This is a genomic window from Nocardia ninae NBRC 108245 (assembly GCF_007990755.1).
Taxonomy (GTDB): Bacteria; Actinomycetota; Actinomycetes; order Mycobacteriales; family Mycobacteriaceae; genus Nocardia; species Nocardia ninae.
Window position 1 is genome coordinate 1 of sequence record NZ_BJXA01000007.1, and the last position, 14,397, is coordinate 14,397.

At 68.0% G+C, this 14,397-nt stretch carries 15 protein-coding genes; 8 read left to right on the forward strand and 7 right to left on the reverse strand.

Annotation, left to right across the window (positions count from 1 at the left end; all coding sequences use genetic code 11):
- Positions 1 to 239 (reverse strand): hypothetical protein (locus NN4_RS07495; protein WP_147129241.1); only part of this gene is annotated, 239 nt, incomplete at its 3' end.
- Positions 240 to 354: 115 nt separating this feature from the next.
- Here NN4_RS07495 and NN4_RS07500 point away from each other — a divergent pair.
- A complete protein-coding gene (locus NN4_RS07500) occupies positions 355 to 717 on the forward strand; it encodes a hypothetical protein (protein ID WP_135235032.1) in 363 nt (120 codons plus the stop codon).
- Positions 718 to 797: 80 nt separating this feature from the next.
- Positions 798 to 1,496, forward strand: coding sequence for an HNH endonuclease family protein (locus NN4_RS07505; RefSeq protein ID WP_147129242.1), 699 nt, complete (start codon positions 798 to 800; stop codon positions 1,494 to 1,496).
- A 2-nt stretch (positions 1,497 to 1,498) separates the two neighbouring features.
- On the opposite strand, the gene NN4_RS07510 is transcribed toward NN4_RS07505, so the two are convergent.
- Complete coding sequence (locus NN4_RS07510; protein WP_147129243.1) at positions 1,499 to 2,317, reverse strand: sulfurtransferase; 819 nt, start codon at positions 2,315 to 2,317, stop codon at positions 1,499 to 1,501.
- A 261-nt stretch (positions 2,318 to 2,578) separates the two neighbouring features.
- Between NN4_RS07510 and NN4_RS07515 the strand changes: the two genes are divergently transcribed.
- Positions 2,579 to 3,802, forward strand: coding sequence for a benzoate/H(+) symporter BenE family transporter (locus tag NN4_RS07515; protein WP_147129244.1), 1,224 nt, complete (start codon positions 2,579 to 2,581; stop codon positions 3,800 to 3,802).
- Between the two features lie 247 nt (positions 3,803 to 4,049).
- On the opposite strand, the gene NN4_RS07520 is transcribed toward NN4_RS07515, so the two are convergent.
- The 3 genes from NN4_RS07520 to NN4_RS07530 form a co-directional block, all read right to left on the reverse strand.
- Complete coding sequence (locus tag NN4_RS07520) at positions 4,050 to 5,489, reverse strand: uracil-xanthine permease family protein (RefSeq protein WP_147129245.1); 1,440 nt, start codon at positions 5,487 to 5,489, stop codon at positions 4,050 to 4,052.
- Positions 5,490 to 5,572: 83 nt separating this feature from the next.
- Positions 5,573 to 6,379, reverse strand: a complete 807-nt coding sequence (locus tag NN4_RS07525) for an SDR family oxidoreductase (protein WP_147129246.1) — start codon at positions 6,377 to 6,379, stop codon at positions 5,573 to 5,575.
- A gap of 39 nt (positions 6,380 to 6,418) precedes the next feature.
- Entirely contained in the window at positions 6,419 to 6,910 is a 492-nt protein-coding gene (locus NN4_RS07530) for an Lrp/AsnC family transcriptional regulator (protein ID WP_107660062.1), read from the reverse strand.
- 134 nt (positions 6,911 to 7,044) lie between these two features.
- Between NN4_RS07530 and pdhA the strand changes: the two genes are divergently transcribed.
- The 4 genes from pdhA to NN4_RS07550 all read left to right on the forward strand — a co-directional run bounded on the left by pdhA (position 7,045) and on the right by NN4_RS07550 (position 11,845).
- Positions 7,045 to 8,157 (forward strand): pyruvate dehydrogenase (acetyl-transferring) E1 component subunit alpha, encoded by a 1,113-nt coding sequence (gene pdhA, locus NN4_RS07535; RefSeq protein ID WP_147129247.1) that lies wholly within the window; start codon positions 7,045 to 7,047, stop codon positions 8,155 to 8,157.
- Positions 8,154 to 9,137: an alpha-ketoacid dehydrogenase subunit beta gene (locus NN4_RS07540; protein ID WP_147129248.1), complete on the forward strand. Its 984-nt coding sequence runs from the start codon at positions 8,154 to 8,156 to the stop codon at positions 9,135 to 9,137. The genes pdhA and NN4_RS07540 overlap by 4 nt, the downstream gene beginning before the upstream one ends.
- 16 nt (positions 9,138 to 9,153) lie before the next feature.
- The gene (locus NN4_RS07545) at positions 9,154 to 10,674 is read left to right on the forward strand and encodes a dihydrolipoamide acetyltransferase family protein (RefSeq protein ID WP_186818316.1); all 1,521 of its coding nucleotides are present in this window, start codon (positions 9,154 to 9,156) and stop codon (positions 10,672 to 10,674) included.
- A gap of 169 nt (positions 10,675 to 10,843) precedes the next feature.
- The gene (locus tag NN4_RS07550; RefSeq protein WP_246180762.1) at positions 10,844 to 11,845 is read left to right on the forward strand and encodes a hypothetical protein; all 1,002 of its coding nucleotides are present in this window, start codon (positions 10,844 to 10,846) and stop codon (positions 11,843 to 11,845) included.
- A 64-nt stretch (positions 11,846 to 11,909) separates the two neighbouring features.
- On the opposite strand, the gene NN4_RS07555 is transcribed toward NN4_RS07550, so the two are convergent.
- Positions 11,910 to 12,305 carry an acyl-CoA thioesterase gene (locus NN4_RS07555; protein WP_147129371.1) on the reverse strand — a complete coding sequence of 132 codons (396 nt, stop codon included), beginning with the start codon at positions 12,303 to 12,305 and terminating at the stop codon, positions 11,910 to 11,912.
- 26 nt (positions 12,306 to 12,331) lie between these two features.
- Positions 12,332 to 13,285: an AraC family transcriptional regulator gene (locus tag NN4_RS07560; RefSeq protein ID WP_135235023.1), complete on the reverse strand. Its 954-nt coding sequence runs from the start codon at positions 13,283 to 13,285 to the stop codon at positions 12,332 to 12,334.
- Between the two features lie 81 nt (positions 13,286 to 13,366).
- On the opposite strand from NN4_RS07560, the gene NN4_RS07565 reads away from it, so the two are divergent.
- Positions 13,367 to 14,212 carry an SDR family oxidoreductase gene (locus NN4_RS07565; protein ID WP_147129251.1) on the forward strand — a complete coding sequence of 282 codons (846 nt, stop codon included), beginning with the start codon at positions 13,367 to 13,369 and terminating at the stop codon, positions 14,210 to 14,212.
- Positions 14,213 to 14,397 lie beyond the last annotated feature (185 nt).

Here is a 14,397-nt window from a genome sequence, read left to right on the forward strand (position 1 = left end):
CCCGCCACCGCCTCGGCCGGAAGTCGCTGCCGCAACGCCGCCGCCGCGGCCGCGGGCGCCATCGCGTGCGCGCGGACCTGCTCGGTCGCCGTGCCGTCCGGCCCGATGACCAGCACGTCTGCCCGGTGCCGGAATTTCGACGCGCTCAATACGCTGCCCAACGGGTCGGGCAGCGCGGCGAGGGGGGCGTCGTGCCAGAGCAGCAACCCGGAGCCCGGCGACCACAGACCGTGCAGCATCAGCCCATCCAAGCAGGTGGGTCCGACACCGGCGCACCCACCGCGATCGCGCCGGTCTGGCTTTCTGCGGCGCGGCGGAACATACTTGGATATCCGCTGGTCAACGGAGGCAATCATGACGATTCTGCTCCAGGTTCTCGAGCAGAGCTTCACGCCGACGACGCCGTGGGAGCGGCGCAAATTCACCTTCATCAACGCCGAGAAGATGGTCGGCATGCGGCTCGACGGTCAGTCCGGCGTGTGGCTGGACCTGTCCCGCCCCGGTGAATCACAGCGCCTGGCCCGAACCCTCGACCCGCACGAGGCCATCACCTTCCTGCTCGCCACCTTCGCCAAGCTCGCCGAGTGCGAGGAGCGCGGCGGCTCGTGGCTGATCGGGCACGACGGTGCCAACGCCGAGTCGATTTCGGCCACCCGGTTCCCACCGCGGGCAAGCGAGGTCGCCGACGACGACCTGCTCGCCCGCGCCTGGTTGTGAGGGTTGTTCTGCGCCGTTCCTGACAACTGCTCTCGCTACGGGTTCTACGAATGTCGGTCCATCCGTGTACAGCTGGCGCCATGGACCTTCGGCGTTGGCTGCTCGGCGCGCTCGTCGTGCTGTTCACCGTCGGCTGCGACCAGCTCGGCGTGGCGCCGGTGGCACCCGCGCCCGGCAGTCCGCCGCGGGTGGAGTTGGAGCAGCTGCTCGCCGCCGTGCGGGTAGTGCCGGACCGGCCGCATCCCGGCGGCTACGACCGTGGCTGCAAGCCGGGACAGGGCTGCGTATTCGGGCCCGCCTGGACCGATGACAACGACGCCCCCGGCGGGCACGACGGCTGCGACACCCGCAACAACGTGCTCGCGGTGCAGCTCACCGAGGTGCGTTTCCGGCCGGGCACCCGCGACTGCGTGGTCGTCGGCGGCCTCTTGCACGACCCGTACACCGGCAAGCAGATCCGCTTCGACAAGGCCGACGCCAACGACGTGCAGATCGACCACGTGTACTCGCTGGCCGCCGCCTGGGATCTCGGTGCCGCCCACTGGCCGCTCGAGCGCCGCGTCCGCTTCGCCAACGACGTCGAGGTCAACCTGCTCGCCACCGAGGGGCGCACCAACCAGGCCAAGGGCGACAAGACGCCCGCCGAGTGGCTGCCGCCGGCGCGCGCCAATCACTGCTTCTACGCGGGCAAGTACCTCGCCGCGGCCGCGCGCTACGACCTACCGTTGACCGCGGCCGACAACATCGCGTTGCAGGGTGTCGCGCGGACCTGTCCCTGAGCTCAGCTGCCGGTCGCGACGGGCCGCTTCGGGTCGTTCGACCATTGCGACCAGGAACCCGGGTACAGCGCCGCGTCGATGCCGATCACGGCCAGCGCCGCCACCTGGTGAGCCGCGGTGACGCCGGAGCCGCAGTACACCGCGACCGGTTCGGCGGTGAATCCGGCGAAGCGGTCACGTAATTCGGCCGGGTCGCGGAAATGTCCGTTGGCATCCAGGTTTTCGGCAGTGGGGGCGCTGATGGCGCCGGGGATGTGGCCCGCGCGCGGATCGATCGGCTCGACCTCGCCGCGGTAGCGCTCGCCCGCGCGGGCGTCGAGCAGGACGCCGCGCCAGCGGGCGGCCGCGTCGGCATCGATGACCTTCAGGTGACCCGGGCTGAGCTCGACATCGCCGGGTTCGGGGTCGGGTTCGGTGCCGGTGGCGAGTTCGCCGCCGACGTTGGTCCAGCCGGGCAGTCCGCCGTCGAGGATGCGCACGTCGGCGATGCCCGCCCAGCGCAGCAGCCACCAGGCGCGGGCGGCCGCCATGCCGCCGGTCGCGTCGTAGACGACCACCGGATCGTCCTGGCAAATGCCCCAGCTGCGCGCACACTTCTGCAGCTGCCCGATATCCGGCAGCGGGTGCCTGCCGCGGGTCGGCGACGGCGGCGCGGCCAGCTCGGTTTCCATGTCGACGAACACCGCGCCGGGGATGTGGCCGTTCAGATAATGTTGCGGGCCGTCCGGGTCGCCCAGCGCCCATCGGACATCCAGCAGGCGAACCCGCTTGTCCGACAACACTTCCCGAAGCTCTTTCGGCGAGATCAGTACCGCGCTCAACCCAGCTCCTAGTCCAGTAATCGCACCCTCGCGCACCGAATACCCCTCAGACTACGCATCTGAACTGGGCAATGTGGCTGCACCCCAGCGCTACTCGCCGGTAGGACGGGACGATTACGGCGTGTCGTCGTAGGCCCTGTGCCGGAGTCCGGCCGGATGGGACTCCGACACAGGGCCCGGTGGCGACCGTTCGGCAATTCGGTCCAGTTTCGGCCGACTGGCCCGTGACGGAGCAGTCCAGTTACCGGCAGGATCGCCACAATGTCGAACCTTTCCCCGACCACCGAGGCACCCGCCGAGCTGGACAAAGAGCCTCTGGCCCCGAAGGTGGGTCTCGCCCAGCCGCTGGGTGCCGGCGCGGTCACCGCACTGGTGGGTTTCACCAGCGCGTTCGCCGTGGTGCTAAGCGGACTGACCGCGGTAGGTGCGAATGCGGCACAGGCGGCGTCGGGGCTGTTCGCGGTCTGCGTGACGCAGGCGATCGGCATGATGCTGTTGAGCTACCGGTATCGGATGCCGATCACGCTGGCCTGGTCCACGCCCGGCGCCGCGCTACTGGCGAGCACGGGTGCGGTCGTCGGCGGCTGGCCCGCCGCAGTCGGCGCGTTCGTGATCGCTGGGGTGTTGATCGTGATCACCGGCCTGTGGCAGCGACTGGGGAATCTGGTCGCCGCGATCCCGGTGGAGATCGCGCAGGCCATGCTGGCCGGAGTGCTGCTGCCGCTGTGCCTGGCACCGGTGCAAGCGATACGGACCAGTCCGTCGGTGGTGGTTCCGGTGATCCTGGTGTGGCTGGTGCTGCAACGGGTGGCCAAGCGGTGGGCGGTGATCGCGGCGTTCGCCACGGCGGCGATCGGGTCGGGCATCAGTATCGCGGCGCAGCACAAGCATCTCGACTTCGCCGCGATGGTGCCCTCAGTGGAACTGACACTGCCGCACTGGAATTGGCAGGCGATGATCGGTGTGGCGATCCCGCTGTACATCGTCACCATGGCGTCGCAGAACATTCCGGGGACCGCGGTCATGAAGTCCTTCGATTACCAGGTCCCGTGGCGGGCGGCCATGACCGTTACCGGTATCGGCACCATCGTCGGCGCGCCCGCGGGTGGTCACGCCATCAACCTGGCCGCGATCAGCGCCGCACTCTCGGCTGCGCCCTCGGCCCATCCCGATCCGAAGAAGCGGTGGACCGCCGCCTTCACCGCGGGCGCTCTCTATCTGGTGCTCGCGCTGGGCTCGGCAGCCCTGGTCACCTTCATCGCCACCGCGCCGAAAGGCGTTCTGGAAACCGTTGCGGGCCTTGCCTTGCTGGCCACACTCGCCGCCGCGTTGACCGGCGCGCTCGCCTCCGAGAAACACCGCGAAGCAGGCATCGTCACCTTCCTGATCGCCGCGTCCGGTGTCGGGTTCCTCGGGGTCGGCGCCGCTTTCTGGGCTCTAATCGCAGGCTTGGTAGTTCGTAAGGTCCTCAGTCACCGCGCCTGACAGTCCGGCACCGCGCCGCCGCGAACCCGGTCCAACCCCGGCCAACCCGCACAGGGCATGACGAATCCCGGCGCGGGTGCCGATCCCACCGGGGTGTGAACAGCCGAGTGGCGTGTGCGAAGCCGACTGCGGCCAGGGTGCGCCCGAGGCGTAGCCGCCTACCGGGCACGGACCCTCGGCGAGTGGCACGTGGTGGCGGCAAATGTCGAGAAGGTTCCCCGTGGTGTGCCACTCACGGCGGTCGTCGTCAGGCGGGAGCCGGGGAGGGCAAGTCGTGGCGTGGTTCGGCGATGGCCGGAGGTTCGGCGACGGCCGAGGGGTCGGTGCTGGCCGGGAGTTCAGTGCTGGCATGAGGGGTGGCGGCTGCGGTTTTCCCTCGGGCAAAGACGCCGAGCCGAGTGTGGTTGAAGAGCACGTTGAGAGTGAATGATGTTGCCGCGCCCAGGGTTATGCCGCTGGTGAGCAGAATCTGGGCAGCAGAAGGAAAGTGGACGAACATGTCCTTCGCCATGACCGGCAGCAAGCCGACGCCGATTGCGGTGGCGACGATGGTGGCGTTGACCCGGTCGGCGAGATCCGCTTTACGCAGCGTGTCGATGCCGACGATCGCGATGGTCGCGAACAGCACCAGTCCGACCCCGCCGACCACGGGCTCGGGGATCGCAGCAACGATCGCGCCGAAGCGCGGCATCAGCCCGAGTACCACCAGAATCGCCCCGCTGGTGGCGGTGACGTAGCGGCTGAAGACCCGGGTTGCCGCGACAGCCCCGACATTCTGGTTGAAGATCGTGTCCACGAACGAGGTGAACACCCCGCCGAGCACGCCGGACAGCCCGTCGCCGACCAGCCCGCGCGCCAAATCGCCCTTACCGATCGGCTTTCCGGTGATCTCACTGATCGCCAGCATGCTCGCCGTCGACTCCGCGAACACCACCGCCATCACCACGCTCATCGCGACCACGCCGGTGATCGGGAACTCCGGCGCGCCGAAGTGGAACGGCTTCGGCGGCCCCACCCAGTCGGCCCCCGCGATGCCGTCGGTGTCGACCAGGCCCATCGGGATGGCGATGACAATGCCGACCGCCAAGCCGATCAGCACCCCGAGCTGAGCGACCATGCCGCGCCCCAGACACAGGAACCCGACGGCGATCAGGAAGACGACAGCGGCGAGACCGATATGCGATGGCGCGGCGAACGTGGCCGCCTTCGGATCGTTGCCGATGATCAGCCCACCGGCCACCCCGATCAGCGAGACGCCGACCACGGTGAGCACGGTCCCGGTGACCAGCGGCGGAAAGAACCGCACCAGACGAGCGAACGGCACCGCCAGCGCCACGCCGACCACACCGCCGATCATCATCGACCCGTACACCGCCTGGAGCCCGTACTCCTTGGCGATCAGAATCATCGGATCGAGGCCGATGAAGGTGGCACCGCAGATGATGGGCAGCCGCGCACCCGCGAGCTTGCCGACCCCGAGGCTCTGCACCAGCGTGATCACCCCCGCGATCAGCAGATCCGCGCTGATCAGCAGGCCGATAGTCGCCCGGTCGAGCCCGGCGGCCGCCCCGAACACCAGCGGCACCGTGATGCAGCCGGTGTACATGATCAGCACGTGCTGGATGCCGAAGGTGAGCTGCCGCCCGAACGGCAACCTGCTATCGACGGGATGAGTTCCCTCTGCCATACCTATAGAACTAGCCGGTCTTCTTTACGTCGAGCGCCCCCAATGTTTCCCCCGCGTGACATCACACCTGGACGCTCGCCGACTCAACCTTGCAGGGCGGCTTGGAAGCGGCGCATGCCGTCGAGCCAGCGGTCGTAGTCGGTGCCCTTGTGGCGGTACATCTTCAGTACCTCGGGGTGCGGCAAGATCAGGAAGTGCTCGGCCGCGACGCCGGCGACGATGATTTCGGCGACCTGGTCCGGGGAGAGCACCGCCCCAGCGGTTTTCACGGCCTTAACGGCGAGTTCGGCATCGGCGGCGTGCTCCCCGGGGACGAAGCCGGTGTGCAGGAGTTGGGTGTCCACGCCCATCGGGCAGACGCAGCTCACCCGAATGCCCTTGTCGCCGTAGGTGACCGAGAGCCACTCGGCGAATCCGACGGCGGCGTGCTTGGACACCGAGTAGGGCGCGGAGCCGAGCTGGGTGAGCAATCCCGCCGCCGACGCGGTGGACACGAAGTAACCGGTCCCGCGCGCCAGCCAGCCCGGCACCAGCAGTCGCGCGGCGCGGACATGGGCGAGCACATTGACCTCTAGCGCCGCCGACCACTGTGCGTCGGTGCTGTCCAGCCCCGCACCACCGGCGATGCCCGCATTCGCGAAATAGAGGTCTACCGGGCCGAATTCGGCCTCGGCGCGATCGATCAGCCCGCGGATCACCTGGTCGTCGGCGACGTCCCCGCCGACCGCGACCGCGGCGGCACCGAGGGACTCGGCGACCTGGGTCGCCGCGTCGGCATCGAGGTCGGCGAGCACCACCCGCGCTCCGTCGGCAACCAACCTGCGCGCCAAGGCCGCACCGATTCCCGCACCGGCCCCCGTGACGATCGCAACCTTGCCCGAAATCTCCATTCCCGCACCCTAGCGGGGGTCACACCGGCCCGCGTGCGGTTAGTTACCGCGCGATAGTCGATGCAGCAGCGGCGCGGTGCGCGGGCCGACCAGCTCACGCATCACCAACGCCATATTGGTGCGCTCCACGCCGGGAATCTTCAATATCTGCCCGGCGATTCGGTACAGGTCATCGGCGTCCCTGGCGACCACCCGCACCGTCAGATCGGTGAGCCCGGTCATGCCGCACACCTCGGTCACCTCGGGCACCTCGGCGAGTTCGTCTACGACGGAGTCCAATTGGTGCTGATCGACGACCACCGCGACGAACGCGGCCAGCGGATAGCCCAGTGCGCGCGGCTGCACCCGGCGCTCGAAACTGCCGAGCACACCGCCCGCCTCCCAGCGCGACAACCGGGCCTGCACGGTGTTGCGCGACAGTCCGAGTCGCGCGGCCAGTTCGACGCCGGTGGCTCTCGGGTTGGCGACCAGTTCCAGCAAGAGTCTGGCGTCGGTGGCGTCCAAGGTCACGTCGACGTTTTCTCTGGTCATACGACGCAGTATGACATCGGCGCGCCGGTAAGAATTGAGCATTATGCGTATTCGCGTGTCGATCACTTGCGCACATCGCATTATCGTGGATGCTGTGAGGTAGAGCACACCTGCCTGATGAGGAGGCGGTCACGATGCCAGACAAGATCGAGTACCCGGTTCAATTGGTCCAGCCCGACGGTCGCCGTGTGCTCGATCGAGAGCACGCCGCATTGGTCGCCGACGTCGGGCCCGAACAGCTACGTGCGCTCTATCTGGACATGGTGGTCACCCGCCGCATCGACACCGAGGCGACCGCTTTGCAGCGGCAGGGGCAGCTCGGCCTGTGGGCCCCGCTACTGGGCCAAGAGGCCACTCAGGTCGGATCCGCGCACGCCCTGCACCCGGACGACTATGCGTTCTGTAGTTACCGCGAGGCCGCCGTCGCCTACTGCTGCGGCGTGCACCCCACCGAGATCACCCGGATGTGGCGCGGCGTCGCGCATTCGTGCTGGGATCCGAACGCGGTCAACATGACCAACCCGAACATCATCGTCGGCTCGCAGGGCCTGCACGCCACCGGCTATGCCTACGCCGCGCACCTGGACGGCGCCGAGATCGCGACCATCGCCTACTTCGGCGACGGCGCGAGCAGCCAGGGCGACATCGCCGAGGCGCTCGGTTTCGCCGCGAGCTGGAGCGCGCCGGTGGTGTTCCTGTGCCAGAACAACCACTGGGCGATCAGCGAGCCGGTCCGGGTGCAGAGTCAGACGCCGATCGTGCGGCGGTCCTACGGCTACGGCATCCCCGGCGTCCAGGTCGACGGCAATGACGTGCTCGCGGTGCTCGCCGTGACGCGGCAGGCGGTGGCGCGCGCCCGCTCCGGTGGCGGGCCGTCGTTCATCGAGGCGCTCACCTACCGCATGGGCCCGCACACCACCGCCGACGATCCCACCCGCTACCGCTCGTCCGCGGAGACCGAGGAGTGGGCCCGCCGCGATCCGATCGACCGGCTCCGCAGGCTGCTGGAGCGTGAGTCGCTGTTCGACTACCCGTTCCAGCGCGAGGTCGCCGAACGGGCCGACGAGGTCGCCCGGCAGGTGCGCACCTCCACCATCGAGATGCCGAACCCCGGTCCGATGGACCTGTTCGAGCATGTCTATGCCACCCCGCATGCGCTCATCACCGAGGAGCGACGGGAGTACGCGCAGTACTTGGCTGGCGATCCCAGCGAGGCTGCCGCGAGACCGGAAGGAGTCCCTTCGTGATCACTACTTTCGCAGGCGCGCTGAACACCGGACTGCGCCGCGCACTGGAGGACGACCCCAAGGTCGTGCTCATGGGCGAGGACATCGGCCGCCTCGGCGGCGTCTTCCGGGTGACCGACGCCTTACAGAAGGACTTCGGCCACAACCGGGTCATCGACACCCCGCTGGCCGAATCCGGCATCGTGGGAACGGCTTTCGGGATGGCGCTGCGCGGCTACCGGCCGGTGTGTGAAATCCAGTTCGACGGATTCGTCTACCCCGCCTTCGACCAGATCGTCTCGCACGTGGCCAAGATCCACTACCGGACGCAGGGAAAGGTGAACGCGCCCATCACGATTCGCATTCCGTTCGGCGGCGGCATCGGTTCGGTGGAGCATCATTCGGAATCTCCGGAAGCCTATTTCGCGCACACCGCGGGGCTGCGGGTGATGACGCCGAGCAACCCCGCCGACGCGTATCTGATGATCCGCCAAGCGATCGCGCTGGACGACCCGGTGATCTTCTTCGAACCCAAGCGGCGCTACTGGGACAAGGCCGACGTCGACTTCCTCGCGCTCGACCGCGACGGCGAGCTGCCTGCCGATCGCGCCAGGGTGTGCAGCACCGGCACCGACGCGACCGTCGTCGCCTACGGCGGCACCGTGGCCACCGCGCTGTCCGCCGCGAAAATCGCTGCCGAGGAGGGGCATTCGCTGGAGGTGATCGATCTGCGCAGTCTCTCGCCGATCGATTTCGACACCATCGAGGAGTCGGTGACCAAGACCGGCAGGCTGGTCATCACCCACGAAGCACCTGTTTTCGCCGGTCTCGGCGCGGAGATCGCCGCGCGGATCACCGAACGCTGCTTCTATCACTTGGAGGCGCCGGTGTTACGCGTCGGCGGATTCGACATCCCGTATCCCCCAGCCAAGCTCGAAAAGTTCCACCTGCCCGACCCGGACCGCATCCTCGCCGCGGTCGATCGAACCCTCGCCGCCTGACGCCGGTCCACCCTTTATGAGAGGTGTCCACGTGGAAGATCGCGCCAAGCAGCCGGGCAATGTCCTGGAATTCCGGCTACCCGACCTCGGCGAAGGACTGGCCGACGCCGAATTGGTGTCCTGGTCGGTCGCTGTCGGCGACGCGGTGGAGCTGAATCAGACCATCGCCGAGGTGGAGACGGCGAAGGCGGTGGTCGCGCTGCCGTCGCCGTTCGCCGGGCAGGTGGTGGAGTTGCTCGCGCAGCCGGGAGAGACGGTGCTCGTCGGGGCGCCGTTGATCCGCGTGCAGAACGACGAGGCGGACGCCGCGCCGGAGCAGGCAGGTGGGGCGAACGGTGCCGAGGTGTCGAGCGACGCACCCGGTGCGGGCCGGACCGCCGTGCTGGTGGGTTATGGGCCCGAGGGTGAAGCCGTGTCGCGGCGCCGTCGGCCCGTTGCCGCTGTCACAGAAGCGGATTCGCAGCAAGCCCCGAACGGTACGCCGGCGGAGAATCGACAGGACGTTGCGCCACAGGGCGAATCCGTTGACGCGCCGGCAGATTCGACCGAATCGGTTGCCGCGCGATCGCGAGACACGACCGGCGACTCCGAAGATGATGTCGCAGAGTCCGTGTCGGACGGCACCAGGCCGCAACTGACTACCACGAGGGCCGCTGCCACGCCTGCCGCCCGCAAGCTGGCGCGCGAATTGGGTATCGATCTGTGGTTCGTCGCGGGTTCGGGGCCCGGCGGTGCCGTCACCGTGGAGGACGTACGCGGGGCGGTCCCGGTATCGCAACCGCGCACATCGGCGAGTCGACCGGAGACTGCTGCCGCCGCCGATACCAGCGAGCCGGCCCGTGAGGTTCGCACACCGATCAGCGGCGTCCGCAAGCGCACGGCGGCGGCCATGGTGGCGAGTGCCCGCACCATCCCGCAGGCGAGCACCTTCGTCACCCTCGACTGCACCGCCTCGATGGAGCTGATCGACCACCTGCGCAGCACCAAAGCCTTTGCCGGGCTGGCGCTTACCCCGCTCGCGCTGGTCGCCAAGTCGGCGCTGGCGGCCTTGCGGGAGTTCCCCGGCATCAACACCTACTGGGACGAGGCGAATCAGGAGATCGTCACCAAGCACTACGTGAACCTCGGGTTGGCGGTGGCCACCGAGCGCGGCCTGCTGGTGCCCAACATCAAGGACGCGCACTCGTTGAGCCTGCGCGACCTCACCCGGGAGATCGGCTGGCTGGCCGAGACCGCGCGATCGGGCGGCGCCAGCCCGGCCGACCTGCGCGGCGGCACCTTCACCATCACCAATGTGGGAGTGTTCGGCGTCGACACCGGCGTGCCGCTGGTCAATCCCGGCGAGGCGGCCATCCTGTGCCTGGGCTCGATCCGCAAGCGGCCGTGGGTGTTCCGCGACGAACTCGCGATCCGCTCGGTCACCACCCTGGGCATCAGCTTCGATCACCGCATGATCGACGGCGAACTCGCCTCCCGCTTCCTCGCCACCGTCGCGAGCCTGCTCGAGGACCCGCTCACCCTACTGAGCCGGATCTAGCCGCACACTTTTTGATTTCCCGCACACGAAATCGCATGCGATTTCGTGTGCGGGAAATCAAAAAGTGTGCGCGAGGATTGGTGGATGCGAGTTATGCACAGGGGTGAGTTGTGCACAGGTGGGCGGTGGGGGGTAGGGCTGTGGGCGTGGGGAGGTGAGGATGTTCGCTATGGACGAGATACAGCTCCGCCGGAACGTGCTGAGCCGGGGGTATACCGACCACGACATTCGCCAGCTTTACCGCGGGCGGGAGTGGCGTCGCCTCGGTCATGGCTGTTACATCGAGGAAGCTGACTTCAGCAGTCGTGACAGTGCCGGTCAACACCGCATTCTGATCGAGTCGACGCTACCTGCGTTAGCCTCAGACACCATCGTCAGCCATCAGTCCGCCGCCGTACTGTACAAATTGCCTTTGTGGGCAACAGCTTTGGAGCTGGTCCACGTAACGCGAAACCGGCGCAACGGTGGACGGGTACGTCGTGCACTGAAAGTCCACTGCGCTCCTATCGCGGACGGGGTGGTGGAGATCGACGGTTGGTGGACCACCTCGCCCGCACGAACAATGGTCGACTTGGCCCGAACCCTGCCCTTCGAGCAAGCTGTAGTCGCGGGTGACGCAGCTTTGCGGATGCTCGGCGTTACGGGGTCGGAGTTGGCGCTCGAACTCGAATTCGCCCATCGCCGCAGTGGGATCTCACAGGCACGAAGGACGATCGATTTCCTCGATGCCCGCAGCGAGAGCGTCGGTGAATCGCGGAGCCGGGTGATGTTCTGGCGGTATGGGTTGCCGATACCGTCCCAACAAGGCGAAGTGCGTTCCGCAACAGGGGAATTCCTGGGACGCGTGGACTTCTACGACCCGGAGACAGGCGTTGTCGGCGAATTCGACGGCCAGGTCAAGTACGGCCGATTGCTGAAGCCTGGACAAGAACCCGGCGATGTGGTCTTCAAGGAAAAGCTTCGTGAGGATGCGCTCCGCGACGCCGGTCTGCGAATGGTCCGGTGGACCTGGCAAGACCTCACCGGCGAATCGGCGGTTCGCCGGCGGCAACGCGCCATAGACCAGGCCCGCCACTCCCCCCACCCACACGTCACCATCACCCCCGCGCCCCTCCCCTGTCCCCCGCGGCCGCAGCTCCAGCCGCTACCAACACAGGCGCACACTTTCTGATTTCCCGCACACGGAATCGCATGCGATTCCGTGTGCGGGAAATCAGAAAGTGTGCGGCTCGGGGTTAGGCGTCGGTGACGAGGGCGGTGGCGGCGGTGCGGATTACGGCGGGGATCTCTACGGGTTTGCGGGTTTCGGCGTCTACGTAGACGTGGACGAAGGTGCCGGTGGCGGCTAGTTCGAGGTCGTTGTCGGCCTCGCGGAAGATGGCCAGGTCGTAGGTGATGCTGGAGCGGCCGAGGCGGGAGATGCGCAGGCCGACCTGCAGCTGGTCCGGGAAGCTCAGGGAGCCGACGTATTGGCAGGAGGTCTGCGCGACCACGCCGAGCGCGGGGAGTTCGCGGATGTCGGTGCCGGTGGCGTGCATCAGCCACGCGTTGACCGCGGTGTCGAAGTACGAGTAATACGTCACGTTGTTCACGTGCCCGTAGTGGTCGTTGTCCGCCCAGCGGGTCGGCATCGGCCAGAGGACCGGATACTGCTGCGTCACCCGGCCGACGATAGCTCAGCCGGGGCGGCGCCCTGCCGGTGGTCGCGCGGGCTGACCCCGAACTGGCGTTTGAAGGCGGTACTCAGGGCAAAGGCGCTGCCGTATCCGACCTGGCGGGCAATGGCTTCGATGGTGGCGTCGGATTCGGCGAGCAGGTCGGCGGCCAGCGCCAGCCGCCATTCGGTGAGGAAGGACATCGGCGGCTCGCCGACCAGGTCGGTGAAGCGGCGGGCCAGCGCGGCCCTGGACACCCCGACCGCCTCGGCCAGGCCGGCCACGGTCCAGCCGTGCGCCGGATTGTGTTGCAGGAGGCGCAGCGCCTTGCCGACCAGCGGGTCGCTGTAGGCGTGGTACCAGGCGGGCGCGTCGTTGCGGGCGAACCAGGCGCGCAGCGCGGCGATCAGCACCATGTCCAGCAGCCGGTCGAGCACTGCGCCCTGGGCGGGCTCGTCCTTGACGGCCTCGTCGACCAGGATATCGAGCAGCCGGGTATCGAAGTCGCCGCGCTGCAGCACGATGAGCGGCGGCAGCGCGCGCAGCAGGCGCTGGCTGGCCGCGCCCGCCGACTCGTAGGTTCCGGTCACGATCATGGTCGCGCCGTCGGCGTCGGTACCCCACTGGCGCACGCCGAGACTCAATGTCTCGCAAAGGATTTCACCGTCGGGCGTTTTTGTCACATTGCCCGGATGGATGATCACCTGCGGCTCGGTCGCCGGGTCGTCGGCGACGGTGTAGTGGTCGGGCCCGCGGAAGATCGCGACATCGCCTTCGCTCAACTGCCGCGGCTTGTGCTTGCCCAGCATCACCCAGGCATCGCCGCGCACCATCGACACCACGGCGAGCGGGGCCTCGTCCTGAATGCGCAGCGACCACGGCGGTTTCAGCAACGAGCACATCAGGAACGCACCTCGGGCGCGTGGGCCTTCGAGCAGACTGGCGAGCGCATCCACGCCCCCAAGAGTAGACGATGACGCATGGTTGTGAGCCGCTGAACTATGTTTCGTCTCGGCTGTGGACGGTGTACTTCAACCATGACAAACAGCACCACAGACCAGCACCGCATCCTCGTCACCGGCGGCACCGGCAAGACCGGCAGCCGGGTCGCGACTCGACTCACCCAGGCGGGCCACCCGATCCGGATCGGCTCACGCTCGGCAGACACTCCGTTCAGCTGGGAGGACCGCGGGACCTGGCCCGCTGCGCTGGCCGGCGTGCACACCGTCTACGTCGCCTACCAGCCGGACCTCGCGGTGCCCGGCGCCCCCGACGCGATCCGCGCGTTCACCGCGGCGGCGGTGCAGAGCGGGGTGCGCCGGCTCGTGCTGCTGTCCGGCCGCGGCGAGCCGGAGGCGGTGGAGTGCGAGGAGATCGTGCAGGAATCCGGCCTCGAATGGACTATCGTGCGGTGCAGCTTCTTCGCACAGAACTTCAGCGAGGGCGCGTTCACCGACTACATCCTGGCCGGGGAAGTCGCAATGCCCAACGGCGATGTGCCGGAACCGTTCGTACACGCCGACGACATCGCCGATGTCGCGGTGCGCGCGCTCACCGAGGACGGGCATCAGGGCGAGGTCTACGACCTGACCGGTCCGCGCGCACTGACCTTCGCCGAAGCCGTCGCGGAGATCGCCGCGGCGACCGGGCGAGAGATCGCGTTCATCCCGGTCTCCCGCACGGATTTCGTTGCGGCACTGACCGAATACCAGGTGCCCGCCGATGCGGTGAGCCTGCTCGACTACCTGTTCGGCACGATCCTGGACGGCCGGAACTCGAAGACCGCGGACGGCGTGCGCCGCGCTTTGGGCCGGGAGGCCAAGGATTTCACCGAGTACGCCCGGGAGACAGCCGCGACGGGAATCTGGAACATCCAGGGCTAGTGGATGGTTGGAAGAGGTAGAGGCTGTGCAGACAACCCCGTGGAACCGGATCGCAGCGTCGCGATCCGGTTTCCGGACCGGCGGGCCGACGATGTCTCGCCCCGGATGCCGCACGGTGGGGCCGGCCTCTTGTCGACACCGAGGGGGTGGGGAAACACCGCACTGTGATCGGTACCGTCGGAACT

What these genes read in the sequence shown, in the direction of transcription:
- NN4_RS07525 (WP_147129246.1), bottom strand. Translation starts at nt 6,379, where the DNA reads ATGGAGATTTCGGGCAAGGTTGCGATCGTCACGGGGGCCGGTGCGGGA.
- NN4_RS07515 (WP_147129244.1), top strand. Translation starts at nt 2,579, where the DNA reads ATGTCGAACCTTTCCCCGACCACCGAGGCACCCGCCGAGCTGGACAAA.
- NN4_RS07520 (WP_147129245.1), bottom strand. Translation starts at nt 5,489, where the DNA reads ATGGCAGAGGGAACTCATCCCGTCGATAGCAGGTTGCCGTTCGGGCGG.
- pdhA (WP_147129247.1), top strand. Translation starts at nt 7,045, where the DNA reads ATGCCAGACAAGATCGAGTACCCGGTTCAATTGGTCCAGCCCGACGGT.
- NN4_RS07530 (WP_107660062.1), bottom strand. Translation starts at nt 6,910, where the DNA reads ATGACCAGAGAAAACGTCGACGTGACCTTGGACGCCACCGACGCCAGA.
- NN4_RS07545 (WP_186818316.1), top strand. Translation starts at nt 9,154, where the DNA reads ATGAGAGGTGTCCACGTGGAAGATCGCGCCAAGCAGCCGGGCAATGTC.
- NN4_RS07550 (WP_246180762.1), top strand. Translation starts at nt 10,844, where the DNA reads ATGGACGAGATACAGCTCCGCCGGAACGTGCTGAGCCGGGGGTATACC.
- NN4_RS07555 (WP_147129371.1), bottom strand. Translation starts at nt 12,305, where the DNA reads ATGCCGACCCGCTGGGCGGACAACGACCACTACGGGCACGTGAACAAC.
- NN4_RS07505 (WP_147129242.1), top strand. Translation starts at nt 798, where the DNA reads ATGGACCTTCGGCGTTGGCTGCTCGGCGCGCTCGTCGTGCTGTTCACC.
- NN4_RS07500 (WP_135235032.1), top strand. Translation starts at nt 355, where the DNA reads ATGACGATTCTGCTCCAGGTTCTCGAGCAGAGCTTCACGCCGACGACG.
- NN4_RS07565 (WP_147129251.1), top strand. Translation starts at nt 13,367, where the DNA reads ATGACAAACAGCACCACAGACCAGCACCGCATCCTCGTCACCGGCGGC.